The 23,993-nt window shown below is 72.2% G+C and carries 22 protein-coding genes and 1 pseudogene; 11 read left to right on the top strand and 12 right to left on the bottom strand.

The window, feature by feature from the left end; translation table 11 throughout:
• Window positions 1-8 precede the first annotated feature (8 nt).
• The gene (locus KK483_RS31930) at window positions 9-392 is read right to left on the bottom strand and encodes an MmcQ/YjbR family DNA-binding protein (protein WP_262008684.1); all 384 of its coding nucleotides are present in this window, start codon (window positions 390-392) and stop codon (window positions 9-11) included.
• Window positions 393-520: 128 nt separating this feature from the next.
• Between KK483_RS31930 and KK483_RS31925 the strand changes: the two genes are divergently transcribed.
• On the top strand, window positions 521-1,726 hold the full coding sequence (locus KK483_RS31925; RefSeq protein WP_262008683.1) for a trans-acting enoyl reductase family protein: 1,206 nt from the start codon (window positions 521-523) through the stop codon (window positions 1,724-1,726).
• 47 nt (window positions 1,727-1,773) lie between these two features.
• On the opposite strand, the gene KK483_RS31920 is transcribed toward KK483_RS31925, so the two are convergent.
• Entirely contained in the window at window positions 1,774-2,454 is a 681-nt protein-coding gene (locus KK483_RS31920; RefSeq protein ID WP_262008682.1) for an endonuclease V, read from the bottom strand.
• A gap of 39 nt (window positions 2,455-2,493) precedes the next feature.
• On the opposite strand from KK483_RS31920, the gene KK483_RS31915 reads away from it, so the two are divergent.
• The 6 genes from KK483_RS31915 (at window position 2,494) to KK483_RS31885 (ending at window position 8,909) form a co-directional block, all read left to right on the top strand.
• Window positions 2,494-2,802 carry a YciI family protein gene (locus KK483_RS31915; RefSeq protein WP_262008681.1) on the top strand — a complete coding sequence of 103 codons (309 nt, stop codon included), beginning with the start codon at window positions 2,494-2,496 and terminating at the stop codon, window positions 2,800-2,802.
• Window positions 2,803-3,316: 514 nt separating this feature from the next.
• Window positions 3,317-3,733, top strand: coding sequence for an SsgA family sporulation/cell division regulator (locus tag KK483_RS31905; protein WP_262008680.1), 417 nt, complete (start codon window positions 3,317-3,319; stop codon window positions 3,731-3,733).
• 320 nt (window positions 3,734-4,053) lie between these two features.
• Window positions 4,054-5,691: an ABC-F family ATP-binding cassette domain-containing protein gene (locus KK483_RS31900; protein ID WP_262008679.1), complete on the top strand. Its 1,638-nt coding sequence runs from the start codon at window positions 4,054-4,056 to the stop codon at window positions 5,689-5,691.
• Window positions 5,692-5,788: 97 nt separating this feature from the next.
• Window positions 5,789-6,565, top strand: a complete 777-nt coding sequence (gene ddaH, locus KK483_RS31895) for a dimethylargininase (protein WP_262008678.1) — start codon at window positions 5,789-5,791, stop codon at window positions 6,563-6,565.
• A 182-nt stretch (window positions 6,566-6,747) separates the two neighbouring features.
• Window positions 6,748-7,722: an acyl-ACP desaturase gene (locus KK483_RS31890; RefSeq protein WP_262008677.1), complete on the top strand. Its 975-nt coding sequence runs from the start codon at window positions 6,748-6,750 to the stop codon at window positions 7,720-7,722.
• A gap of 269 nt (window positions 7,723-7,991) precedes the next feature.
• A complete protein-coding gene (locus KK483_RS31885) occupies window positions 7,992-8,909 on the top strand; it encodes a chitosanase (RefSeq protein ID WP_262009779.1) in 918 nt (305 codons plus the stop codon).
• A 171-nt stretch (window positions 8,910-9,080) separates the two neighbouring features.
• On the opposite strand, the gene KK483_RS31880 is transcribed toward KK483_RS31885, so the two are convergent.
• The 4 genes and pseudogenes from KK483_RS31880 to KK483_RS31865 form a co-directional block, all read right to left on the bottom strand.
• Window positions 9,081-9,353 (bottom strand): WhiB family transcriptional regulator, encoded by a 273-nt coding sequence (locus KK483_RS31880; RefSeq protein ID WP_262008676.1) that lies wholly within the window; start codon window positions 9,351-9,353, stop codon window positions 9,081-9,083.
• Between the two features lie 46 nt (window positions 9,354-9,399).
• A complete protein-coding gene (locus KK483_RS31875) occupies window positions 9,400-10,203 on the bottom strand; it encodes a VOC family protein (protein ID WP_262008675.1) in 804 nt (267 codons plus the stop codon).
• Between the two features lie 184 nt (window positions 10,204-10,387).
• Window positions 10,388-10,768 (bottom strand): annotated as a pseudogene (locus tag KK483_RS31870) (phosphotransferase); the annotation flags it as partial.
• 21 nt (window positions 10,769-10,789) lie between these two features.
• Window positions 10,790-11,557 (bottom strand): phosphotransferase, encoded by a 768-nt coding sequence (locus KK483_RS31865; RefSeq protein WP_262008674.1) that lies wholly within the window; start codon window positions 11,555-11,557, stop codon window positions 10,790-10,792.
• A gap of 129 nt (window positions 11,558-11,686) precedes the next feature.
• On the opposite strand from KK483_RS31865, the gene KK483_RS31860 reads away from it, so the two are divergent.
• On the top strand, window positions 11,687-12,190 hold the full coding sequence (locus tag KK483_RS31860; protein ID WP_262008673.1) for a hypothetical protein: 504 nt from the start codon (window positions 11,687-11,689) through the stop codon (window positions 12,188-12,190).
• Between the two features lie 51 nt (window positions 12,191-12,241).
• On the opposite strand, the gene KK483_RS31855 is transcribed toward KK483_RS31860, so the two are convergent.
• The gene (locus KK483_RS31855) at window positions 12,242-13,255 is read right to left on the bottom strand and encodes a multicopper oxidase domain-containing protein (protein ID WP_262008671.1); all 1,014 of its coding nucleotides are present in this window, start codon (window positions 13,253-13,255) and stop codon (window positions 12,242-12,244) included.
• A 192-nt stretch (window positions 13,256-13,447) separates the two neighbouring features.
• Here KK483_RS31855 and KK483_RS31850 point away from each other — a divergent pair, with 192 nt between their 5' ends.
• Together KK483_RS31850 and KK483_RS31845 are read left to right on the top strand one after the other, a co-directional pair.
• The gene (locus KK483_RS31850) at window positions 13,448-15,958 is read left to right on the top strand and encodes a ThuA domain-containing protein (RefSeq protein ID WP_262008670.1); all 2,511 of its coding nucleotides are present in this window, start codon (window positions 13,448-13,450) and stop codon (window positions 15,956-15,958) included.
• Between the two features lie 56 nt (window positions 15,959-16,014).
• Complete coding sequence (locus KK483_RS31845) at window positions 16,015-18,186, top strand: OmpL47-type beta-barrel domain-containing protein (protein ID WP_262009778.1); 2,172 nt, start codon at window positions 16,015-16,017, stop codon at window positions 18,184-18,186.
• A 54-nt stretch (window positions 18,187-18,240) separates the two neighbouring features.
• On the opposite strand, the gene ligD is transcribed toward KK483_RS31845, so the two are convergent.
• Complete coding sequence (gene ligD, locus KK483_RS31840) at window positions 18,241-19,314, bottom strand: non-homologous end-joining DNA ligase (RefSeq protein WP_262008669.1); 1,074 nt, start codon at window positions 19,312-19,314, stop codon at window positions 18,241-18,243.
• Between the two features lie 52 nt (window positions 19,315-19,366).
• Between ligD and KK483_RS31835 the strand changes: the two genes are divergently transcribed.
• Entirely contained in the window at window positions 19,367-20,434 is a 1,068-nt protein-coding gene (locus tag KK483_RS31835; RefSeq protein ID WP_262008668.1) for an ATP-dependent DNA ligase, read from the top strand.
• A gap of 17 nt (window positions 20,435-20,451) precedes the next feature.
• On the opposite strand, the gene KK483_RS31830 is transcribed toward KK483_RS31835, so the two are convergent.
• From KK483_RS31830 to KK483_RS31815, 4 genes are all read right to left on the bottom strand, one after another.
• Window positions 20,452-21,672 carry a lytic transglycosylase domain-containing protein gene (locus KK483_RS31830; RefSeq protein ID WP_262009777.1) on the bottom strand — a complete coding sequence of 407 codons (1,221 nt, stop codon included), beginning with the start codon at window positions 21,670-21,672 and terminating at the stop codon, window positions 20,452-20,454.
• 134 nt (window positions 21,673-21,806) lie between these two features.
• Entirely contained in the window at window positions 21,807-22,586 is a 780-nt protein-coding gene (locus KK483_RS31825; RefSeq protein WP_262008667.1) for a hypothetical protein, read from the bottom strand.
• Between the two features lie 12 nt (window positions 22,587-22,598).
• Window positions 22,599-23,132, bottom strand: coding sequence for a hypothetical protein (locus tag KK483_RS31820; protein WP_262008666.1), 534 nt, complete (start codon window positions 23,130-23,132; stop codon window positions 22,599-22,601).
• A gap of 61 nt (window positions 23,133-23,193) precedes the next feature.
• On the bottom strand, window positions 23,194-23,991 hold the full coding sequence (locus KK483_RS31815) for a hypothetical protein (RefSeq protein WP_313879495.1): 798 nt from the start codon (window positions 23,989-23,991) through the stop codon (window positions 23,194-23,196).
• Window positions 23,992-23,993 lie beyond the last annotated feature (2 nt).

Below are 23,993 nucleotides of genomic sequence, written 5' to 3'. Positions count from 1 at the left end.
GCCGGGCGTCAGCGCGCGTCCAGCTCCGCGATCAGCTTCTTCGTGGCGATGGCGCGGTAGCTCTCCTCAACCCAGTCGCAGAGCACTTCGGCACCGGGAGCGCCCTTCTGCGCCAGCGGGATCTGCACCCACCCCGCCTTGCCCAGGCCGTATCCCGACGGCGCCGCGCCCGGGCAGGACAGGGCATGGGCGTGCATCGCCTCGTCCTTGAGCTTGACGCCCATCCCGAGGGGATAACTGCCGTCGGTCACACCGAGGAAGACGAAGACCTTCTTGTTGACCTTGACGACGGTCTCGCCCCAGGGAAACTCCTCGCCCGCACCCGGCAGTCCCAGGGCAAAGGACCGCACCTTCTCCCATTTCGCCAGGGCCGCCTTCGGTGGTGCCGCCATCCCCGTCCTCCCGGTCGCGCGGACTGTTCCGTCTCACGCTAGCCTCGCCCAGCGACATCGGCGCGGGGCCGGGGCCGATCCGAAGGACAGGCCCCCGGGGGCGCGGGGCGGAAGCGGCGGAGGCGTCAGTGAACAGTCAGCAGGGACACACCCGGAACGGCCCCGAGCGGCCGTACGACATCGTCCTCTTCGGGGCCACCGGCTTCGTCGGCAGGCTCACCGCGGAGTACTTCGCCGCCCATGCGCCCGCGGGCTGCCGCTGGGCCGTCGCCGGTCGCAGCGAGGCGAAGCTGGAGCGGCTGCGCGAGCGGCTCACCGCGATCGACCCCGGCTGCGCGCGGCTGCCCCTGATCACCGCCGACGCCTCCGACCCGGAGTCCATGCGCGAGCTGGCCGAGTCGACGTGGGTCGTGGCCACGACCGTCGGCCCCTATGTGTGGTACGGGGAGCCGCTCGTCGCCGCCTGCGCCGAGGCCGGGACGGACTACGCCGACCTCACCGGCGAGGAGGAGTTCGTCGACACCGTCTTCGTACGGCACGACGCACGCGCCCGCGAGACCGGCGCACGGCTCGTGCACGCGTGCGGATTCGACTCGGTGCCGCACGATCTGGGCGCGTACTTCACCGTCCAGCAGCTGCCACAGGACGTGCCGCTGCGGGTCGACGGTTTCGTCAGCGGCGGCGGGATGTTCTCCGGCGGCACCTTCGCCTCCGCCGTCACCATCATGGGCCGGCAGCGCGAGGCCCTGCGGGCGGCGCGGGAGCGGCGGCTGCACGAGCCGCGGCTGGTGGGCCGGCGGGCCAGGGCACCGCTCGGGGCCCCGCGCTTCAGCCGGGAGACCGGTGCGTGGGCGCTGCCGCTGCCGACGCTCGACCCGCGGATCGTCGCGCGCTCGGCGGCGGGCCTGGAGCGGTACGGCCCCGACTTCCGGTACCGCCACTACGCCTCGGTCCGCACGCTCCCCGTCGCCCTCGCGGCACCGGCCGCGCTCGGCGCCCTCGCAGCGCTCGCCCAGGTCCCGCCCGCGCGGGAGTGGCTGATGAGCCGTTACGAGCCGGGCCGCGGCCCTGGCGCGGAGCAGCGCGAACGCAGCTGGTTCCGGGTGCGCTTCGTCGGCGAGGGCGGCGGGCGGCGGGTCTTCACGGAGGTGTCCGGCGGCGATCCCGGTTACGGCGAGACGGCGAAGATGCTGGCCGAGTCCGCGCTCAGCCTGGCGCTCGACGAGCTGCCGCCGACGGCGGGGCAGGTGACGACGGCGGTCGCGATGGGGGACGCGTTGCTGCGGCGCCTGCGGGACGCGGGGATCGAGTTCCGGGTGGCGCACACGCGGTAGGCGGGGCCGGCGGACCGCACACGGAGGCGGCCCCACCGCGCTGCGGCTCAGCCCGTCGTCTCCCTCAGCGCCCGCCGGCACAGCGCGTCCGCCCGGCGCGTCGTCTCCGGAAGGCGGAACTCAGGGGCCAGGGCGAGGGTGTGGGCGCAGGCGTTGTCGAGGGACACGCGGTGACCGACGGAGACGTAGACGGGCTTGACGCCCTCACGGGTGCGCAGCGCACGGCCGAGCTCCTCGCCGTCGTCCGCTACCAGCGGCGAGAAGCTGCCGCGCGCCGCGGCCGGCTCCTCGTACGCGAAGGTGAAGGGGTTCTTGGCGACGCCGATCACCGGCAGCCCGGTGAGCACACCGAGGTGGCTGGCAAGGCCGAACCGCCGCGGATGCGCCCGGCCGTAGCCGTCGCAGACGACCAGCCCGGGGCCGGCGGTGAGGGACTCCAGCGCGGCCAGCACGGTCGGGATCTCACGGAAGGCGAGCAGCCCCGGCACGTACGGGAAGGCGACCTTGCCGGTCGCGGTGGTCTCCTCGACGACCGTGAGCGTACGGGCGTCGAGGACGACGGCGGCCGCGACGACGACGTCGCGCTCGTCGTCGTAGGCCACGTCGACGCCGGTGACCAGACCGCTGCCCGGCGGCGGTCCCGGCTCGTCGAGGAGGACACGGGCGCGCAGCTCGTCCTGGACGGCCCTGGCCTCGGCCTCGTCGGCGGGTGTCCTGATGGTGGTCATGATGTGCCCCACCTTAGACACCCGGCTAATCTGCCGATCATGTTCGTCATGGAGTTGACCTACACCGCGCCCGTCGAGCAGGTGGACGCGTTCCACGCGGCTCATCTGGACTGGCTGAACCGCCTGTACGAGGAGGGCGTGGTCATCGCGTCCGGCCGCAAGAACCCGCGCGACGGCGGGGTGCTGCTGGCCGTCGGGGACGACCGGGCGCGGATCGAGGCGATCGCGGCGGCCGACCCCTTCGTCACCGGTGGTGTGTGCACGTACCGGATCACGGAGTTCGTCGCGACGAAGACGGCACCGGAGCTGGGGCGCTACAAGCAGCAGCCGCCCGCCGGGAACGCCTGAACCCCGGCGCTCCGGAGCCCCACAAGCCCTGAAGCGCCAGCCAGGCGCGCCACCCGGCGCTCCTTCCCCGGCGCCCAGCGCCGGAAGCCGGGCGTGCGGTCGACGGTTTCGTACGACCCGGTGTCAACGGTCCGCCGGCTGCGACCGCCGCCTCGGGCGACCGCGGCCACCCGAGGGAACGGCTCACCAGTGCGGTAGTCACCGCCGCCCGCGACTCCGTGCGTGCGGTCGCGAAAGGTGCACACGCCCGCCGGAAGGCGCCCCGGGCCGGGTCGCCGCCGGGCGCCGCGCGGACCGGCGCCGCGACGACCGCGGCAGTGCCGCCCCGCACAGGTCCGTCATGGCGCGCGGACGTAGCCGACCCTCCCGGTCCGGTCCGGTCCGGAACGCCTGCGGCGGTGACACAGCTCACGCCGACGACCTCCCCCTCCCAATGCACGGAATTCGTCGTTCCACCGTCTTTCCCGGTGCGTGGAGACGTCGCCGCGCTGTAACGAAGAGAGGGAGCAGGCCCTTGTCCACCGTCATCGAGCAGGCCGTGCAGGCCCGTCTGGTCGCCTCGGCACCACAGATGGAATCCGTACCAGCGACCCTCCGCTACGACCGGGCCGATCCGTTCGCCGTCAGCATGGAGTTCCCGGCTCCGGCGACCCTGGAGGGCACCGAGGTGTCCTGGGCGTTCGCCCGCGAACTGCTCACGGAGGGCATGGAGGCGCCCGCGGGCGTGGGGGACGTGCGGGTACGGCCGTACGGCTACGACCGCACGGTGCTGGAGTTCCACGCCGTCGAGGGCACGGCGATGGTGCACATCCGCACCTCCGAGCTGCGGCGCTTCCTCAAGCGGGCCGAGGAGCTGGTGCCGGCCGGGCGCGAGCACCTCTTCATGGACCTGGACGAGGACCTCGCCGAGCTGATGCGCGACGCCTGCTGACCGCTCTCCCCCGGTCGTCCTCCCCCTGAGTCCCCTGAACCTCCTCTGAGTGCCCTCTTCCCACCGCACTCGCATCAATTCGTTTGCCCCGCCTCCCGGCCGGGCGTAGCGTCTTCATCGGCCCTGTAGTCGTCGATAGGAGTAGGACGTTGCTCGTCTGAGGTCCTGAGACACCGTGTGCCGCGGCATCCGCCCGCGTGCCCGTGTGTACGACCTCGGCGTACGAGCCGTCCCGTCTCTCCGGACCAGGGCCTTTGTGCTGTCCTCACCGGTGTCTCACCCGTTGCCCATGCCCTTCCCCTCGCAACAGGGAGACCCTCGTGTCTACTTTTCCCACCTCCATCACCTGCACCTCGCTCTCCTTCTCCTGGCCCGACGGCACCCCCGTCCTCGACGGCTTCCAGCTCGCCGTCGGCTCCGGCAGGACCGGCCTCATCGGCCTGAACGGCGCCGGGAAGTCGACGCTGCTCCGGCTGATCGCGGGCGAGCTCACCCCCGGCGACGGCACCGTGCGGGTCGCGGGCGAGGTCGGGTATCTGCCGCAGAACCTGGTCCTCGACACCGGCCTGCGCGTCGACGAGGCGCTCGGTGTCGCCGCGACCCGGGCCGCGCTGCACGCCATCGAGGCGGGTGACGTCCGCGAGGAGCACTTCGCGGCGGTCGGTGACGACTGGGACGTGGAGGAGCGCACCCGCGCCACGCTCGACCAGCTCGGGCTCGGCCACATCGGCCTCGACCGGACCGTGGGCGAGATGTCGGGCGGCGAGTGCGTGCTGCTGCGGCTGGCCGCGCTGCTGCTGGCCCGTCCGGACGTGCTGCTGCTCGACGAGCCGACCAACAACCTCGATCTGTACGCGCGCGAGCGGCTGTACGACGCCGTCGCGGCCTGGTCCGGGGTGATGGTCGTGGTCAGCCACGACCGCGAACTGCTGGAGCGGGTCGACCAGATCGCGGATCTGCGCGACGGCGAGGTGACCTGGTACGGCGGCACGTACTCCGACTACGAGCAGGCGCTGGCCGTGGAGCAGGACGCCGCCGAGCGCATGGTGCGCGTCGCGGAGGCCGATGTGCAGCGGCAGAAGCGCGAACTGGCCGACGCCCAGGTCAAACTGGCCCGTCGCAAGCGCTACGGCCAGAAGATGTTCGAGAGCAAGCGCGAGCCGAAGATCGTGATGGGTGCCCGCAAGCGGGAGGCCCAGGTCTCGGCCGGCAAGCAGCGCACCATGCACACCGAGCGGCTGGCCGAGGCGAAGGAGCGGCTCGGCGCGGCGGTCGACGCGGTGCGCGACGACGACGAGATCCGCGTCGAGCTGCCGTACACGAAGGTGCATCCGGGCCGCGGTGTGCTGCGGCTGTCCGCCGTGGAGCTGGCGTACGGGGCGCGGATCACGGGCGAGTTCGAGCTCCGCGGACCGGAGCGGATCGCGCTCGTCGGGCGGAACGGCGCGGGCAAGACGACGCTGCTTCGTACGGTCGCCGGGGAGCTGGCGCCGGTCGCGGGCGAGGTGGACGCCCAGGTTCCGTTGCGCTTCCTGCCGCAGCGGCTCGACGTCCTCGACGACGAGCTGAGCGTGGTCGAGAACGTGGCCCGGTTCGCGCCCGCGGCGACGGACAACGCGATCCGGGCGCGGCTGGCCCGGTTCCTGTTCAGGGGGGCGCGGGCGGACCGCCCGGCCGGGACGCTGTCCGGCGGGGAGCGCTTCCGTGCCGCGCTGGCGGCGCTGCTGCTCGCGGAGCCCGCTCCGCAGCTGCTGATGCTGGACGAGCCGACCAACAACCTGGACATGGCGAGCGTGCGCAGCCTGACGACGGCGCTGGAGGCGTACGAGGGGGCGCTGATCGTGGCCAGCCACGATGTGCGGTTCCTGGAGTCCGTCGGGATCACCCGCTGGCTGCTGCTCGACGGCGAGCTGCGGCCGACGACGCCCGAGGAGGTGGGTGCGCAGGCGGCCGAATGACCGGCGGCGGCCCGCTCGCCCCCGAGTGGGTCCTTACGGCACCGGGTAGACGGCGCTCATCATGGCGCCGTCACCCCCGAACCTCCCAGGAGGAATCGTGCCGAGCAGAAAAGCCCTCGTCCGCCGCCCGAGCCCACGTCTGGCCGAGGGCCTGGTCACCCATGTCGAGCGCCGCCCCGTCGATGCGGCGGCGGCGCTCGCGCAGTGGGAGGCGTACGTGGCGGCCCTGCGCGAGCACGGCTGGGAGACCGTGGAGACCACGCCGGCCGACGACTGCCCGGACGGCGTCTTCGTCGAGGACACGGTCGTGATGTTCCGGAACGTGGCGCTGATCAGCCGGCCCGGGGCGGAGTCCCGCAGGCCGGAGACGACGGCCGTCGAGGAGACGCTGGCCCGGCTCGGCTGCTCCGTCAACTGGGTGTGGCCGCCGGGCACCCTCGAAGGCGGCGATGTGCTCAAGATCGGCGACACGGTGTACGTGGGCCGGGGCGGGCGGACCAACGCCGCGGGCGTCCAGCAGCTCAGGGCGGCCTTCGAGCCGCTCGGGGCGCGTGTCGTCCCCGTACCCGTGTCGAAGGTGCTCCATCTGAAGTCCGCGGTGACGGCGCTGCCGGACGGGACGGTGATCGGGTACGGACCGCTGGTGGAGCGGCCCTCGCTCTTCCCTCGGTTCCTGCCGGTGCCGGAGGAGCCGGGTGCGCACGTGGTGCTGCTCGGCGGCGGGAAACTGCTGATGGCGGCGAGCGCGCCGAAGACGGCGGAGCTGTTCGCGGACCTGGGCTATGACCCGGTTCAGGTGGACATCAGTGAGTTCGAGAAGCTCGAAGGCTGCGTGACATGTCTCTCGGTGCGCCTGCGGGACCTGCAGGCATAGCAGAACGTACGGGGACATAACAGTGCCCGGCTTGGCCCATGGCTTACCGGACCTTTAACCTACGGTTTCGTAACCTACGAAGCCGTAGGTAGCCCGCCTTCCCCGGCACCGTCGGGCGGGTTGCCCACGGCTTCAGCACTGCATGCGTCCCTGACACTTCTCCGCGTCCCCCAGGAGCACCCGTGACGATCACCTCTCCCCACCTCGGCAGTTCGGAAGCGTGGACCGACGCCCGGCTGCTGTACGCGCTGGAAGAGGTGGTGGAGAAGGAGCTCAACCGGCACCTCAAGGTCGTCAAGGACTGGATGCCGCACGAGTACGTGCCGTGGACCGACGGGCGGAACTTCCCGGGCTTCTTCGAGGACGGCGAGCCCTGGGAGCCCGGCCAGTCCAAGGTCACCGACATCGGCAAGATCGCCCTCGTCGTGAACCTGCTCACCGAGGACAACCTGCCGAGCTACCACCACGAGATCGCCACGCTCTTCGGCCGCGACGGCGCCTGGGGCACGTGGGTGCACCGCTGGACGGCGGAGGAGGGCCGGCACGGCATCGTCATGCGCGACTACCTCCTCGCCTCGCGCGCGGTCGACCCGGACAAGCTGGAGCAGTTCCGGATGTCGCACATGTCGGAGGGGTTCGAGTCCGACAACCGCCACTCGATGCTGCACTCCGTGGCGTACGTCGCCTTCCAGGAGCTGGCGACGCGCATCTCGCACCGCAACACCGGCCACCAGTCGGGCGACCCGGTCTGCGACCGGATGCTGTCGCGGATCGCCACGGACGAGAACCTGCACATGGTCTTCTACCGGAACCTGCTGGGCGCGGCGTTCGAGCTCGCCCCTGATCTGACGATGCAGGCCGTGCGCGACGTCGTGGTCAACTTCCGTATGCCGGGGCACGGCATGCCGGGCTTCGAGCGTGCGGCCGCGCAGATGGCGATCGGCGAGATCTACAACATGCGCATCCACCACGACGACGTGCTCCAGCCGGTGCTGCGCTTCCTGAAGGTCATGGACATCGACGGGCTCGGCCCCGAGGGCGCCAAGGCGCAGGAGGAACTGGGCCTGTACATGGGCGGGCTGGACTCCGAAGCCAGCAAGTTCGACGAGAAGCTCGCGGCCCGCAAGGCCAGGATGGCGGCCCGCGCGGCCGGCTGACGGCCGGTTGACGCACGAGCGCGGACCCGGTCGCGTGCGGCCGGGTGGGCGCGGGACGGCGGGCGATGGCCGGCGGGCGATGGCCGGGGGTGCGGACCGGGACGTGTGTCCGGGGCGCCCGGCGCGCAGGGGCCTGGGGTGCCGTCACGGATCCACCGGCGCACGGGCGGCGCTCCCCCGGCGCCGGGCCGCCGTCGCTGCGGGAACTTTCCGAGGACGGGGCGTTCTCGCAGGTGGAGGCGGACCGTACGCTGTGCCGCGTGAAGCCTGTGACCCGTGTCCTCCTCGTCGCCGTCCCGGCCGCCGCAGCCGTGTCCTTCGTCATCGGCGCGGTCGGCGATCCGGACGTTCCGCTCGCCGACCGGCCGTACCCGGCGGCCCAGCGGCCGAGCGGCGCGCCGAACCCGCTGGAGTCGGGCTCGGCGGCCGAGCAGAAGGCGCTGGAGGCCCGGATAGCGAAGCTGCCGCCGGGCCTCGCGGCGCCCGGCAAGAAGGAGATCGCGGCGCGGCTCGTGGCCAGCGCGGACCATTCGACGCTCGACTGGCGCAGCCGCTACGGCGCCATCACCGACCTCGGCGACGGCAACGGGTACACCGCGGGGATCATCGGCTTCTGCTCCGGCACGAACGACATGCTGCAACTCGTCGAGGCGTACACCGCCGCGCACCCGGACAACGGCCTCGCCCGCTACCTCCCCGCCCTCCGCGAGGTCGACGGCACCGACGCGCACGAGGGCCTCGATCCCGGCTTCACCGACGCCTGGGCACGCGAGGCGCAGGACCCGGCCTTCCGCAAGGCTCAGGACGAGACCCGCGACCGCCTCTACTTCGACCCGGCCGTCCGGCTCGCGAAGATGGACGGCCTCGGCACGCTGGGCCAGTTCGTCTACTACGACGCGATGGTGCTGCACGGCCCCGGTCTGGAGGCGGACGGCTTCTACGGCATCCGGCAGGCGGCGATGAAGAAGGCGCGCACCGCCGCGGAGGGCGGCGACGAGACGGCGTACCTCAACGCCTTCCTGGACGAGGGCAGGGCCGCGATCAGGGCCAGGCTCACCACCGCGCAGCGCGACACGTCCCGTATCGACACCGCGCAGCGGGTGTTCCTGCGCGACGGCAACATGGAGCTGTCGGCTCCGCTGGAGTGGCGGATGTACGGGGAGACGTTCCGCATCCCGGCAGGCTGAGCCACCGGCCCGCGAAGAGCCGGACGGCCAGGTCCGTCCACTCGGCGGTGGCCGCCTTGCCCGCGGTGCAGATGGCGGAGCTGCCGCTGGAGGCGCACGTGCGGTTCGCGACGGTGATGGCGAAGGCGATGCCGTGCCTCGGCCGGGGCCGCCTACGCGACGGCCGTGCCGTCATCCGCGCCGCTGGTGCGCGCCGCGCCGTAGCCTGCCGCGTTCCTTCTCCGACATCCCGCCCCACACCCCGAACCGCTCGTCGTTCGCCAGCGCGTACTCCAGGCATGCCACCCGCCCCTCGCACGCGCGGCACAACTGCTTGGCCTCGCGGGTCGAGGAGCCGGGAGCGGGGAAGAAGAACTCAGGGCCGACCTGCGCGCAGAGGGCGTTCTCCTGCCAGGAGAACTCTTCGTCGGGCGTGGCGGACACCGTGGTCGTGTTGATCGGCATGCCCGACACGTTGCCCGTCGCCGATAAACGCCGCGTCAACGAGCGATCAACACGCCTGCCCCTCGCTCGGCTCGCTCTTCATGACCGCGAAGCGCGCCCCGTACGGGTCCGCGAGCTTCGCGATGCGGCCGACGTCCTCCAGGTCGAGCGGCGCCAGGCGGACCTTACCGCCGAGCTCCTCGGCGCGCGCAACGGTTGCGTCCGTGTCGGCGACTTCGAAGTACGGGAGCCAGTAGGGGCCGTCGGCCGCTTCCGCCGGGTCGGTCTCCAGCGGGACGAGGCCGGCGAACATGCCTTCGGGGCCCGCGCCATGGGGGTTGACCGTGGTGTACGTGTCACCGCCCGGGATCGGGATGCCGTACTCCTCCCAGCCGAAGACCGAGCGGTAGAAGGCGAACGCGGCCTGGGTGTCGGGGGTGTAGAGCTCGGCCCAGCGCAGCGTGCCCACGCCGTTCACCACGTCCAGGCCCTTGTTGGTGCCCGGCTGCCAGGTGGAGAAGGCCACGCCCGCGGGGTCGGCGAAGACCGCCATGCGGCCCGCGTCGAAGACGTCCATCGGCTCGGCGGAGACGCTGCCACCGCCGTCCCTGACCCGCTGGGCGGTGGCGGCTGCGTCGGGCGACTGGAAGTAGAGGTTCCAGGCGGCGGGCCCCTGCTCCGGGGGTACGGTCATGCCCGCGGCCACGGTGCGCCCGCCGAGCTGGAACATCCCGTAGCCGCCCGCCTGCGGGCCGGCGGACTGGAAGGTCCACTCGAAGAGACCGCCGTAGAAGGCGCTCGCGCCCTCGATGTCGGGGGTGCCGAGATCGATCCAGTTCGGGGAGCCTGTGACATAGCGGGTGGTGAGCACGGTACGTCGCCCTTTCCTCGGTTTCTCCCGAGTCTGCTACCGATCGCGCCCCGCCGCACGCAGTGCCGGTCGTGCCGCGTGGGTGTCCGCACGCACCGCGGACTCCTCGGGCGCGGCTCCTCGGGCGCGGCTCGTCGGCCGCGACTCGTCGGCCGCGACTCGTCGGGCGGCTCCGCCGGCGGGTTCAGAGGTCGGCGACGAGCTGATCGAGGCGGTCCGGTGCCGTGGTCACGCGTGCCGGGTCGGCGGCGAAGAAGGGGTCGTCGGGTACGGGCAGGGAGCCGGCCAGCGCCCAGCCGCGGCCCCGCGCCCAGGTCGCGTCGTCCACGCCGAGCGCCTCGCGGAAGACGCCGCGGGCCTCGGCGGGCAGGAACGTCCACGCGGGCAGCAGATCGACCGCGGGGTCCGCGACCGCCAGGGTCCCGAAGTCGATGACCGCGCTCAGCCGGCCGTCGACCGCCGGCAGATTGCCGGTCGTGAGGTCGCCGTGGATCCACACGGGTGGTCCGTCCGACGCGGGAGCCGCGAGGGCCTCCTCCCACACGGCGGTCACGGCATCGGCGTCGGCAAGGGGGTGTCCGGTGGATCAGGCTGGATCAGGGAGCGGCGTCATGGGGCTTCGGATCCAAGGCGGAGGAGAGAGACAACGCGGTGGGGGCCCCTCCCGTGCCCGGAGGGCTACGGGGGAGTTGGCGACCGACGACAACGCGGGAGACGGAGTGGCATGACGCCGCGAGCCCAGCATGATCCACCGGACACCCCCTAGACCCGCCCGGCGCAGCGCCTCGATCCTGGGGCGTACGCGGGCCTCGGAAGCCGGCGAGTCGCACTCGTCCCCCAGGGGCACGCCGCGGAACGCGTTGCTCCATCGGGGGTCGGGCCCGCCGGTGGCGTCGATCGCCTGGAGGGCGGTGATGAACCCGGCGAGCTCGGTCGCCGTGGCGAGCGGATCGGCCAGGCTCTTGGCCGTCGCGGGCTCGCCTTCCAGCCAGCGGCAGACCGACCAGGGGAAGGGATAGCCCTCTCCGGGGCCGCCCATCGCGACCGGCCTGGACATGGGGAGCGGCAGACACGGGGCGAGCCGGGGCAGCCACTCGTGCTCGTGCTCGCGCTCGACCTGGCCGGCCCACCGGGGGAAGCGCGGCAGCCGTACGGACAGGCGGTCGCCCAGCCGGAACGTCGCGTTGTCCATGCCGGAGACCGGCACCGACGCGATGGGCAGGTCCGACCAGTGGGGGAACTGCGCGTCGAGCAGCCGGCGCACCAGCTCCTCGTCGATGGCGACTTCGTCGTCACCGCCTGTCGACATCAGCAACTCCCCGTCAGGAACGCCGATGTGAACGACGTCGCTCATCACACCGGTCCGCGGCGCGGGTTGTCCATCCGATTTCCGCCGTCGCCCGCGGTCCGCCCGGTCACTCGTCATGGTGGACCCGCCGGGAGCCGCTACCGTGCCGCGCCGTCCCTGCGGCAGGGTGGGCGGATGCGCCTCCGGATCATGCCCGTCGCTCTGCTCGCCCTGCTCGCCGCCACCGGCTGTGTCTCCGTGTCCGGTCACGGTTCCGGTGCCCGGGAGCCGGCCGCTCCACCGCCCGGGCTCACCCCGGCCGGCGAAGCCTCCGCGTCGCCGCTCGCACCGCCCGCGACCGCGCCGGCTCCGGGGCAGGCATCGGCGCGGGCGGAGCTGGCGAAGTCCGACGGCGCGAAGTCCGACGGCGCGAGCTCCGCGACGCCTGCCGCGCCGGCTCCCCGCGACGGTGCCCGGCCCCGTCCCGTGCCGCCGCGCCGTGACGACGTACAGGCCGGGCCCCCGGCCCGCCAGACCCCGCCGAAGCCCCGGCCGCCCCGTGCGACGCGACCGGACACCGGCGTACGCCCGCCGGTGCGCCCCCGTCCCCACTACGACATGGGCAGGCTCTGCAACGACTCCCGGGGCCTCGCGGATCCCTCGCTCACCAGCCTGTGCCGGGAGAACTTCGACCGCTGAGCGGGCCTCTCACCGAGGTGGCCCGGGCGAGGGTCCGCTCCGAGCGGTCCGTCAGTGCTCGTGCTCCCCGGCGGCCCCTTCGGCCTCCGCCGCGGGGTGGTGCGGTTCGTACCCGGGGATCGTGCCGTCCGGTTTCGCCACCAGGAAGAGCCCGGCCATGCCCATGTCCGAGTGGCTCTGCACATGGCAGTGGTACATCCAGGCGCCGGCGCCCACGTGCTCGCCCGCGATGATCTGGAAGCCGAAGGAGTCGGCCGGGCCGGTGATCTTGTTGTCGATGACGCGTGAGGGGTCGTCAGGGCCGGTGAGCAGGCCCGTCCTGTTGTCGGCCCAGCGGTGACCGTGCATATGGAAGGTGTGGTAGTACTCGCCGTGGGTGATCATGACGATCTCCACCCGCTCGCCCACCGTGGCCTGGAAGTCCGGCCCCTGGTGGGCCGGTCTGTTGTTGATCGTCATGTCGTTGAAGACGATCGTGAACTGCTTGTCCGGGAGGATGTCGCCCTTCCTGCGCACCACCACGGGGCCGTAGAGCCCCTTGCGGATCCCGCCCGTCCCGTGGTCGGTGCCCACGACGTGGTCGTGGTAGTGCCAGTAGCCCGCGCTGCCCGGCCGCCAGGTGCCGTCCTTGCGCTTGCCCGGGGTGTGGGTGCGCCAGGTGTACGTGCGGGTGCCGCCCGGCTCCACATGGCTGCGGCTCAGTTTGGTGCCGTCGCTCGCGATGTCGTAGTCGACACCGTGGACATGGAGGCTGGCGGGCACGTCCATGGTGTTCTCGAACTCGATGTGCAGCGTGTCGCCTTCGATCAGCTCGATCATCGGCCCGGGGATGGCCGCCTTGCCCTTCTCCAGTCCGTAGCCCATCTGACCGTCGGCCAGTTTCTCGGCGTACAGCTTGAGATGGCGTACGGCGCCGCCGGCCGGGGCGGTCTTCGGGACGTCCTCGGCCGCGGCGGACGTGGCGGAGGTCGCATCAGGGGCGGCGGCGAACGACAACGATGTCGCGCCGGCCGCGGCGGCCGCGCCTCCCGCGAGCAGGCGCCGGTTGAAGCTCCGTCTGTCCATGTGAACTCCCCAGTACCGATCGGACATTGGCCGGGCGGAAATCAGGCCGGGCGGCACACGGTAGCCGGGTGATCTTCGTTTCTCCACACCCAGGACAAAGTTCGTCGGATTGCGGTCATACCTATTGGCGACGCACCGAAAGAGGTCTAGCTTCACGCCTGTTGCTGTGACCAATGAGGGGTGGGTGAACATATGCACCGCGCACCACATCACCGGTCGAGACGGCGGCGCGCCACGGCCGCCGTCCTGCTCACGGGGGCGCTCGGCGCGTCGCTGCTCGGCGGGAACGCGGCCATGGCGCGGCCCGATCCGGGAGTGCAGAGCGGCGTGCAGTCGAGTCCCGGGACAGTCCGGACAACGTTGTCCCTGCCGTCACCGCCCGGCGGCGCGAACGTACGGGTGCTGGTCTTCCACGCCTCGGCCGCCGAGGAGTCGCCGACCGTCGACGCCGGGATCGCGGCGATCGAGCAGATCGGGCTCTCGGGTCCGGCCGCCGGCCGGTTCCGCACCGAGGCCACCGACGACGCCTCCGTCTTCACCAACGCCAAGAAGCTCGGACGGTACAACGCCGTGGTCTTCCTGACCGGCGGCGGCGATGTGCTCGATCCGGAGCAGGAGGCGGGCCTGGAGGCGTACATGGAGGCCGGCGGCGGGTTCGTCGGCGTCCATGACGCGGCCCGTACGGAGCCGTACTCGGACTGGTTCACCGGACTGGTCGGCGCCCGGCCCACGACCTCCCCGGCGACGGCGCAGCGCGCGGTCGTCGAGATCGGCGACCGGCAGCACCCCGCCACGAAGAGCCTTCCGCTCAACTGGAAGCGGCCCGACAAGTGGTTCAACTGGGCGGTGAACCCGTCCGGTTCGGTCCACACGGTGGCCCGGGTCAAGGAGAACTCCTACCAGCCGGGCCAGGGCGCCAACGGCTGGGACCACCCGGTCTCCTGGTGCCGAGACTACGACGGCGGCCGCTCCTTCTACACCGGCATGGGCGGCACGGTCGACTCGTACTCCGAGACCGACTTCCGCGACCATCTGCGCGGCGCACTGGCCTGGACGACCCGGATCTCGCGGGCCGACTGCAAGGCCACCATCACCGCCAACTACACGGCGGAGCGGGTCACACAGCCCAACCAGCCCGGCCGGAACGACCAGATCGGCGAGCCGCACGGCCTGGTCGCCGCCCCCGACGGGCGGATCCTCTACATCGGCCGCGGCGGCGCCGACTCCTCCCAGCCGGTGATCACCGACTGGAACAACCCGGACATCGGCAAGGGCAAGGGCGAGATCCACGTCTACGACCCGAAGACGAAGAAGGTGACGGCCGCGGGCGCGCTCACGGTCTTCGGCAACAAGGGCGGCGGCGACGAGCTGATCAAGGTCGAGGAGGGCCTGCTCGGCATCGAACTCGACCCCGACTTCATGACCAACGGCTGGGTGTATTTGCACTACACACCCCACTCGCGGATCAACCGCGACACGCATATGGCCGAACGCTATGTCTCCCGCTTCACACTGGATCTTGCCACCAACAAGCTGGATCTGGCGAGCGAGAAGGTGCTGCTGAAGTGGCCGGTGCAGATCCACAGCTGCTGCCACGCGGGCGGCGGGATGGCCTTCGACACGAAGGGCAATCTCTACATCGCGACCGGTGACAACAACTCCTCCCGCTTCAGCGACGGTTACTCCGGAAACAACCCGGAGCCGGCCTTCAAGGGCGTCTCGTTCGCGGACGCGCGGCGCACCGCGGGCAACACCAACAACCTCAACGGCAAGATCCTGCGCATCCACCCCGAGGACGACGGCACGTACACGCTCCCCGAGGGGAACCTCTTCACCGGCGAGGAGCCGGACGAGGGCGGCGGCAAGACCCGCGGCGAGATCTACGTGATGGGTGTGCGCAACCCCGCGCGCATCTTCGTCGACAAGACCACGGACATCCTCTACGCGGGCTGGGTCGGCCCGGACGCCGGTGCGCCGTCGACCACCTGGGGCCCGGCGAAGTACGACACCTTCGCCGCCATCACCAAGCCGGGCAACCACGGCTGGCCGTACTGCATGGGCAACAAGCAGCCCTACCGCGACCGCAATCTGCCCGACCCGACCAAGCCGCTCGGCTGGTACGACTGCGACGCGCCGAAGAACGAGTCCCCGAACAACGACGGCCTGGTGAACCTGCCGCCCGTCACCGCCAACACGATCTGGTACTCGCCGCAGGGCGGCGGCCCCGACTATCCGCGCGACGCGGCCGGCATCCCCAGCTACAAGGCGGAGGAGCAGAAGCTGCTGCTGCCGTGGCTCAAGGGCGGCGGCCAGGCCACGATGAACGGCCCGGTGTACCGCTCCGGCGGCGCGGCGAGCGACCCCGCGGTGGCGTGGCCGGCGTACTGGGACGGCAAGTGGTTCGTCGGCGACTTCTACGACGGCGACCAGCCCCGCCACGCGGTGCTGACCGACCCGAAGACCGTCGGCAAGGGCGGGATCCCGGTCCACGCCGAGTCGTTGAAGAAGATCATCCCGGTGGGCGCCGACGGCATCCGCAACCTGATGGACTGGAAGTTCGCGCCGGACGGTTCGCTCTACGTCCTGGACTACGGGCGCGGCTTCTTCACCTCCGACTCCAAGTCCGCGCTGTGGCGCGTGACGTACAAGGGCGGCGAGGCCACCCCAGCCGCCGACGAGCTCGCAAGGAGGGCGGCGCAGTGAGGCACGTACGGCACAGACAACTCCGCTTGTGGACGGCCCTGCTCGGTGCGCTGGTGATGGTCCTGGGGCTGACCTCGACGGTCGCCTACGGGCGCACCGACGACCGGGAGGCGTCCGGCGCGGCCGGCACCGCCGCGGCGCAGGTGCTCAACTGGACGGCGGGCGATGCGATCGACCGCTATCTGACGTTCCCGACCACGGCGGTGGCGGGTCCGACGACGATCGTCTTCGAGAACAGCACGGCGACCGGCAACACCACCGGCATGCCGCACACGCTGACGTTCGACGCCTCCGATCCCGAGTACAACCACGACGTCCCGCTGAACATCCTGGCCAATCCCAACGACGACCAGGGCGGGAAGCACTCGGTGGAGGTCACCCTCACACCGGGCCGCTACCTCTTCCACTGCACGATCCCCGGCCACGGCCAGATGCAGGGCATCCTCACGGTGACCGAGGGCGGGGGCGGCGAGGACACCGCCGCGCCCGAGACCTCCGCGAAGGTCGAGGGCGAGAAGGACGCGGACGGCGCGTACATCGGCCATGCCACGGTGACCGTGTCGGCGACGGACGCCGGTTCGGGCGTGGACAAGGTCGAGTACGCGCTCGGGGCGGACGGCGCCTGGCAGCCCTACACCGCCCCGGTCATGGTCCACGAGGTCGGCACCCACAAGGTCCGCTACCGCGCCACCGACAAGGCGGGCAACGCGGCGGCGGAGAAGTCGGTGGACTTCGAGGTCGTCGCCCCGCCGACGGACGACACGACCGCGCCGGAGACATCGGCGACCGTGAGCGGCGAGAAGGACGACCAGGGCAGGTACCTGGGGATGGCGACGGTCACCGTCACCGCGTCCGACACCGGCTCGGGCGTCAACACGATCGAGTACGCGCTCGGGGCGGACGGCGCCTGGCAGCCCTACACCGCCCCGGTCATGGTCCACGAGGTCGGCACCCACAAGGTCCGCTACCGCGCCACCGACAAGGCGGGCAACGCGGCGGCGGAGAAGTCGGTGGACTTCGAGGTCGTCGCCCCGCCGACGCAGGACAGGACTCCGCCGGTGACATCGGCGGCGGTGACCGGGGACAAGAACGCGGACGGCGCGTTCATCACCAGTGCCACGGTCACCGTCACGGCGACCGACGCGGACTCGGGCGTCGACAAGGTCGAGTACTCGCTCGACGGCGGCCCCTATCTCGCGTACACCGCACCGGTGATCGTCGACCGGGTCGGCTTCCACACCGTGCTCCACCGGGCCACCGACAAGGCCGGCAACACCTCCGAGGCGAAGGAGGTGTCCTTCACCGTCGCGGAGGGCGGCGGCGTCCCGGCGCCCAACTGCCCCGAGTACGACGAGCGGCTGACCGTCATCGTCGGCACGGTCGACACGGGCGTGCCGAACCGGGTCACCCGCAGCCGCTGCACCATCAACGAGCTGATCGAGGACGAGCGGGACTGGACGTCCCACGCGCTCTTCCTCAAGCACGTCGACAAGGTGCTGGACCAGCTGCTCGCGGACGGCGTCATCGACCAGCGCGAGCACAAGAAGATCTACAAGGCGGCCAGGCAGTCCGGCATCGGCAAGCCGGGCCAGACCAGCGGCTACCGCGATCTGTTCGACGGTACGTCCGCGTCGTTCGCCAAGTGGCAGCACGTGGGCGGCGGTTCGTTCGGTCTCAACGCCGACGGGTCGATGACGAGCGGCACCACCAAGGGCGGCCTCGGCATGCTCTGGTTCCCGCAGCGGCAGTACGGCGACTTCTCGCTGAAGCTCCAGTGGCGGGACGACGCCCCGGGCACCGGGAACGCCAACAGCGGGGTCTTCGTCCGCTTCCCGAACGTCCACGACAACCCGGAGGAGTCCCGGCCCGAGTGGGTCGCCATCAAGTACGGCCACGAGGTGCAGGTCCTGGACCGGCCCGACGGCGACATGTACAAGACGGGCTCGGTCTACGGCTTCGACCGCGTCGGCCTCGGCGGCGCCGGAGTCACCCCCAAGGGCACCTGGAACGACTACGAGATCCGCGTGGTCGGCCAGCACTACGCGGTCTACCGCAACGGTGTCCTGATCAACGAGTTCGACAACACCGGCGGCCAGGAGTTCGTCCCGCCGCGCGCCGACGACCCGGGCACGGACGGGCGCCGGTACGCGCAGGGGTACATCGGCCTCCAGGTGCACGGCACGACGGATGTGATCTCGTACCGCAACATCCGGATCAAGGAGCTGTAGCGCTCCGACGGCTGTGAGCGCGCCGGCCCCCTTCCCCACGGGAGGGGGCCGACGTCATTCGGGCTTCTCGGCCGGCTCGGACTTCTCCGGCTTCGCGGCCGGCTCGGGCTTCTCCGGCTTCGCGGTCTTCTTCGCGCGGCTCGGCTGGACGCGCTTCGGCTCCCCCGGCATCTTCGGGTACTCGGGCGGATACGGAAGATCGCCGAGCCCGTGCTCCGCCTCGTCCCGCCGGGCGAGCTCCAGCAGGCTCTCCAGGCTGAAGCGCCGGGCGTCCATGTCGGCATGGACGTCGCCGACCTCGGCGTAGCGCGCGGGCATCGTCGTGATGTCGAAGTCCTCGGGGACGGCGTCGTCGACCTCGTCCCAGCGCAGCGGCGCGGAGACCGGGGCGTGGGGGCGCGGGCGGACCGAGTAGGCGGAGGCGATGGTGCGGTCGCGGGCGGTCTGGTTGTAGTCGACGAAGATCCGCTCGCCGCGCTCCTCCTTCCACCACTTGATGGTCACCCGGTCCGGCATACGGCGCTCCAGCTCCCGGCCGCAGGCGATCGCCGCGCGTCTGACCTGGGTGAACGTCCAGCGCGGTTCGATCGGTACGAAGACGTGCAGACCACGTCCGCCGGAGGTCTTGGGCCAGCCGCGCAGACCGTGCTCGTCCAGGACGGCGCGCAGCTCGTGGGCGGCGCGGACGGCGTCGGCGTAGTCCGTGCCGGGCTGCGGGTCGAGGTCGATGCGCAGCTCGTCGGGGTGGTCGGTGTCCTCGCGCCGCACCGGCCAGGGGTGGAAGGTGACGGCGCCGAGGTTGGCGGCCCAGAGCACGGCGGCCGGCTCGGTCGGGCACATCTCGTCCGCGGAACGGCCGCTGGGGAAGGTGATGTGCGCGGTCGGGATCCAGTCGGGCAGGTACTTGGGGGCGCGCTTCTGGAAGAAGGACTCGCCGGTCACCCCGTCGGGGTAGCGCTCCAGGGTGGTGGGGCGGTTGCGCAGCGCCCGGGTGATGCCCTCCCCGACGGCCAGGTAGTACTGGACCATGTCCATCTTGGTGTAGCCGTGCTCGGGGAAGTACACCTTGTCGGGGTTGGACACGCGCACGGTCCGCTCGCCCACTTCGAGTTCCACGGCTCCGGCCATGCCCGTCAGCGTAGGCCGTGCCGAGTGGCCGCGCATACCGGAGAATCGCCCCATGGACCTGCCGGTGATGCCGCCCGTGAAGCCGATGCTCGCCAAGTCCGTGGCGAGGATCCCGCCCGGGATGCAGTACGAGGCCAAGTGGGACGGATTCCGCGCGATCGTCCACCGGGACGGCGACGAGGTCGTGATCGGCAGCCGTACGGGCAAGCCGCTCACCCGCTACTTCCCCGAGCTGGTCGAGGCCCTGCGCGCCAACCTGCCGCAGCGCTGCGTCGTCGACGGCGAGATCGTGATCGCGTACGAGGGGCGGCTGGACTTCGACAGGCTGACGGAGCGCATCCACCCGGCGGACTCGCGGGTGCGGATGCTCGCCGAGACGACCCCGGCGAGTTTCGTCGCCTTCGATCTGCTGGCGCTCGGTGACGAGGCGCTCCTCGAGACCCCGCTGGCGGACCGGCGCGCCGCGCTCGCCGAGGCGCTCGGCGGCGCGCGGGACCCGGTCCATCTGGCGCCCGCCACGACGGACGCCGAGGTCGCGGCCGAGTGGTTCGAGCGGTACGAGGGCGCCGGGCTCGACGGGGTGATCGCCAAGCCGCTCGACCTTCCCTACCGGCCGGACGCCCGGCTGATGTACAAGATCAAGCACGAGCGGACGGCCGATGTCGTGGTCGCCGGCTACCGCTTCCACAAGAGCGGGCCGGTCGTCGGCTCACTGCTGCTCGGCCTGTACGACGACGAGGGCGTGCTCCAGCACGTCGGCGTCTGCGCCGCGTTCTCGATGAAGCGCCGCGAGGAGCTGGTGGCGGAGCTGGAGCCGCTGCGCATGGACGATGTGTCGGAGCATCCGTGGGCGCGCTGGTCGGACGAGGAGGCGCACGGGACGGCCCGGCTGCCCGGGGCGCCGAGCCGCTGGTCGGGCAAGAAGGACCTGTCGTGGGTGGCGCTGCGGCCCGAGCGGGTGGTGGAGGTCGCGTACGACCACATGGAGGGCGACCGCTTCCGCCACACGGCCCAGTTCCGGCGGTGGCGGCCCGACCGCACCCCCGACGGCTGTACGTACGCCCAGCTGGAGGAGCCGGTGCGGTACGACCTGTCGGAGGTGCTGTCGGGCCGCGGGTGAACTGCTCGCCGACGCGCTCAGAGAGTGGGCGCGGGGCAGGTCTCGCCCGGTGTCTCGGTCGGGTCGGGTGACGGGGTCTCGCCGGCCGAGGGGTCGGGGGCCGGGGTGGTGCAGGTGGGATCCGGCTCGGTCGGGGTCGGGGTGGGGGTCGGCTCCGGCTCCGACGGGGTCGGGCCGGGATCGGTCGGGCTCGGCTCGGGCTCGGACGGGGTGGGCTCGGGCTCCGAGGTGCTGGGGCTCGGGTCGGGCGACTCCGTCGGGTCCGTCGGGGTCTCGGTGGGCGTCGGGGTGGGCGACGCCGGGTCGCTCCCGGAGGGGGTCGGCTGCGGGCTCGTGGACGGCGACGGCTTGGGGCCGACGACGATGCCGTCGTCCCCGGGACGGGGTGAGGTGCCGTCGCCGTTGCCGTTCGAGGACGGGCCGCGGCCGCCGACCGGGCGGACCGCCGGGGTGGTGCCGCCCGCGCCCGGCGTGGAGGGCACGGGGCCGGTGCCGTCCGGCACCGCGTGCGTGCCGTTGCGGTAGAACTCCAGCCAGGACAGGACCGTGTTCAGATAGGTCCGCGAGTGGTTGTAGCTGAGCACCGCACGGTCGAGGTCGGCCTGCACGGCCAGGTTGCGGTCGCCCGCGCAGAGGTAGTGCCCGGCGGCGAGGGCGGCGTCGAAGATGTTGCTGGGGTTCGCGAGGCCGTCGCCGTTGCCGTCCGCGCCCCAGCCCGCCCAGGTGGAGGGGATGAACTGCATCGGGCCGACGGCCCGGTCGTAGACCGTGTTGCCGTCGTAGGCACCGCCGTCGGTGTCGCTGATCAGGGCGAAGCTGACGCCGTCGAGGACGGGTCCGAGGATGGCGGTGCGGGTGGTGCCGTGGGCGTCGACGCGACCGCCGCCGGCGTGACCGGACTCCACCTTGCCGATGGCCGCGAGCAGCTGCCACGGCAGCCGGCAGCCCGGGTCGCTCCCGGCGATGCTCCGCTCGGCGTTCCGGTAGGCGGCGAGCACGGTCGCGGGGATTCCGGACTGGTCCCACACGGCCTGTTCGGCGACGGTGCCGAGGGTGGGGCCGCCGGGCCGGGTGAGCGGCGCGGGCGAGACCAGCGGAGGGAGCTCGGTGTGGTACGAGTCGTCGTCCGGCGGCGGACCGGCCCACTCCGGCTGGCCCGCGGGCAGGGCGTCGTCCGCCGGCGGCTCCGCCGCCACCCCGGTCAGCCCGGGCGCCTGCGAGGCGGTGAGCGCCGCCATCGCGGCCACCGCCACCGCCGTGCCGCCGATCCGTCGGCGTGTGAGCGCCCGCGGTGGGAGCGCACGTGGTGTGAACACACGCCGTGCGAGGGCACGCCGTGTGAGCGCACTGCCGAGCCGTACGCCGATCCGCCTCATGAACTCGCCCCAAACGTCTCGATATTGGCGATCAGCCACAGATCGCCCATCCGTACCAGGTCCACAGCGAACATCGCGGCGCCATATGTCGTACCGCCCAACGACGCGGTACTGGTGTTGCTCTGATCGGCAAAGACCAGGACACGTGCGCGGTCACCGTCGATCAGCTCGACGCCGCTCTCGGTGACCGTCGTCGTCAGGACGAGCTTCTGGGCGGCGGCCTTGGCGCGGACGGTGGCGAGCATCTCGCGGTGCTGGGCGACGGCCCGCCCGGTGAGACGGTCCTTGACGGCGCGGTCGTTCGTGGCGGTGGCGGCGTAGTTGTACGAGAAGACCGCGTTGACCGCGTCGGCGACCTGGCCCTTGACCTCGGTGGTGCGGGCCACGTCCGTGAGGGCGGTGTTCCGCGCGGAAGCGTCGTCGCGCAGCGCGGACGCCTCGTTCCCGGCCCAGGCGGCGAAGCCGCCGAGGAGCACGGTCAGCAGGCACAGCGCGGCGGGCAGCGCCTGGACACGGGCGCGGCGCGGGTGTGCGGCAGGCGTCGCGAGGTCGTCGGAGTCCACGGGCTCAAAGGACTCGGCGGACTCGAAGGACCCGGCGGACTCGGCGGACTCGGCGGACTCGGCGGACTCGGCGGATCGATCGGGGGCGGAGCCCAGGTGCGGCGCGTCCGTGGCGGTACGGGTACGGGTACGGGCTTCTGCCGCCGGGGCGGGGGCCTGTGCGGACCTGACCAGACGGCGCTGACGGTTGATGAGATGGCGGGTCGTCGACATGGCCTGCCCTCCTCAGCCTGCCGCCGGGGCGTTGCCGACCGGTGCCTGGCCCAGGGCGCTGAGCTTCCAGCCCTCGGGCGTCCGGGTGAGTTCGCCGAGGAGCCGGCTCTCCTTCGCCGCCGGTTCGCCCTTCGGAGCGGTCACCGTGATCCGCAGGGCGACCATGACGCTCGCCCTCCCGGCCCGCTCGTCGAGCTCCGACACCGCCCCCGACAGCACCTTCGCGGTGGTCACCGTCCTGGCCTCCTTGATCTGCTTCTCGAACTGGCCCCGTCCGTCGACGAGTTGTCTGTGGAGGTCACCGGTGCTGGAGTCCTCCCAGCGGTCGAGTCCCCGGGCGACGTCCCGGTGGTCGAGCGTGTTCATGTTCTGCACGGCCTGTTCCGCGGCGGCCAGCACCCGGTCGCGCTCGTGCGCGTAGGCGGCCGCGTCGTCGTGCGCGGCCGCGTACCAGGACCAGCCGCTCAGCCCGGCCCAGCCGGCGGCCGCGACGGCGAGCGCCACGGCGGCGATGAGCAGCGGGTTCCTCGGCGTGCGTCGTGCCATGGCTGTCGCCCCTATCGGAAGTGCCTGTCGGAGGTGCCTGTCGCGGTGCCTGTCGCGGTGCCTATCGGGAGGTGATGTCGACGATCCGCCAGCGCCCTTCGTGGAGTTCGGCGGTGACGGAGAGCTGGGCGGCGGCCGTGGTCGCGGGCCCGCCCTTGCGCTGGGCGATCTGGTCGAGGAAGAGCAGCAGCTCGGCACGGTCGGCGCCGAGGCTGGTGACCCCGGCCCGCACGACCCGCGTGGTGAGCGTCAGCCGCTGCTCCGGCGCGCGGCGCTCGACCTGCGCGAACAGCGACTCGTACTGGCGGGACGCCTTTCCCGCGAGCAGTTCGCGCGCCGCCTGCCGGGTCACCGCGGTGTCCTCGGCGGCGTACGAGAACACCTTGGCGACGGCGCTGCTGACGTCGCCGGTGACCCGGGCCGTGGCCACCGTGTCGGTCAGGGCGCGGTTCGCGGTGGCGGGGTTGTCGCCCAACTGGTGGGCGCGCAGCAGGAGTCCGGCTCCCGCGAGGAGCAGGGCGGCGACGAGGCAGCCGGCGAGCACGCCGCCGCGTCGCGCCGCGCGCGCCGGCTCGCCGTGCGCCGAGGGCGCGGCCTCTCGCCCGGCTGCGGGCTCGGACGCGGGACGGGATGCGGGGGCGGACGCGGGACCGGCCGCGGCCGGGGACCCCGCTTCGGCATCGGCCTCGGCAGCGGGCACCCGCCCGGGCTCGATGCCCGCGTCCGGCTCATGCATGGTCAGGGGCGGGGTGCCACCGGCCGGGTCGCCCCGCCCGTCGCGCGCTTCGTGCCTCGCTTCCGGGGCGCGTCCGTCCGGCACAGGTGCGACAGCGCGCGTCGGCTCGTCGGTCGTCGTCATCT

Source organism: Streptomyces sp. FIT100 (assembly GCF_024584805.1).
Taxonomy (GTDB): Bacteria; Actinomycetota; Actinomycetes; order Streptomycetales; family Streptomycetaceae; genus Streptomyces.
The sequence above is the reverse complement of the archived record's forward strand: the minus strand, read 5'-3'. Positions and strand labels throughout refer to the sequence as shown.

What these genes read in the sequence shown, in the direction of transcription:
- KK483_RS31880 (WP_262008676.1), bottom strand. Translation starts at nt 9,353, where the DNA reads ATGCCGATCAACACGACCACGGTGTCCGCCACGCCCGACGAAGAGTTC.
- KK483_RS31845 (WP_262009778.1), top strand. Translation starts at nt 16,015, where the DNA reads ATGGTCCTGGGGCTGACCTCGACGGTCGCCTACGGGCGCACCGACGAC.
- ligD (WP_262008669.1), bottom strand. Translation starts at nt 19,314, where the DNA reads ATGGCCGGAGCCGTGGAACTCGAAGTGGGCGAGCGGACCGTGCGCGTG.
- KK483_RS31920 (WP_262008682.1), bottom strand. Translation starts at nt 2,454, where the DNA reads ATGACCACCATCAGGACACCCGCCGACGAGGCCGAGGCCAGGGCCGTC.
- KK483_RS31825 (WP_262008667.1), bottom strand. Translation starts at nt 22,586, where the DNA reads ATGTCGACGACCCGCCATCTCATCAACCGTCAGCGCCGTCTGGTCAGG.
- KK483_RS31855 (WP_262008671.1), bottom strand. Translation starts at nt 13,255, where the DNA reads ATGGACAGACGGAGCTTCAACCGGCGCCTGCTCGCGGGAGGCGCGGCC.
- KK483_RS31930 (WP_262008684.1), bottom strand. Translation starts at nt 392, where the DNA reads ATGGCGGCACCACCGAAGGCGGCCCTGGCGAAATGGGAGAAGGTGCGG.
- KK483_RS31815 (WP_313879495.1), bottom strand. Translation starts at nt 23,991, where the DNA reads ATGACGACGACCGACGAGCCGACGCGCGCTGTCGCACCTGTGCCGGAC.
- KK483_RS31850 (WP_262008670.1), top strand. Translation starts at nt 13,448, where the DNA reads ATGCACCGCGCACCACATCACCGGTCGAGACGGCGGCGCGCCACGGCC.
- KK483_RS31860 (WP_262008673.1), top strand. Translation starts at nt 11,687, where the DNA reads ATGCGCCTCCGGATCATGCCCGTCGCTCTGCTCGCCCTGCTCGCCGCC.
- KK483_RS31830 (WP_262009777.1), bottom strand. Translation starts at nt 21,672, where the DNA reads ATGGCGGCGCTCACCGCCTCGCAGGCGCCCGGGCTGACCGGGGTGGCG.
- KK483_RS31915 (WP_262008681.1), top strand. Translation starts at nt 2,494, where the DNA reads ATGTTCGTCATGGAGTTGACCTACACCGCGCCCGTCGAGCAGGTGGAC.
- KK483_RS31835 (WP_262008668.1), top strand. Translation starts at nt 19,367, where the DNA reads ATGGACCTGCCGGTGATGCCGCCCGTGAAGCCGATGCTCGCCAAGTCC.
- KK483_RS31865 (WP_262008674.1), bottom strand. Translation starts at nt 11,557, where the DNA reads ATGAGCGACGTCGTTCACATCGGCGTTCCTGACGGGGAGTTGCTGATG.
- KK483_RS31820 (WP_262008666.1), bottom strand. Translation starts at nt 23,132, where the DNA reads ATGGCACGACGCACGCCGAGGAACCCGCTGCTCATCGCCGCCGTGGCG.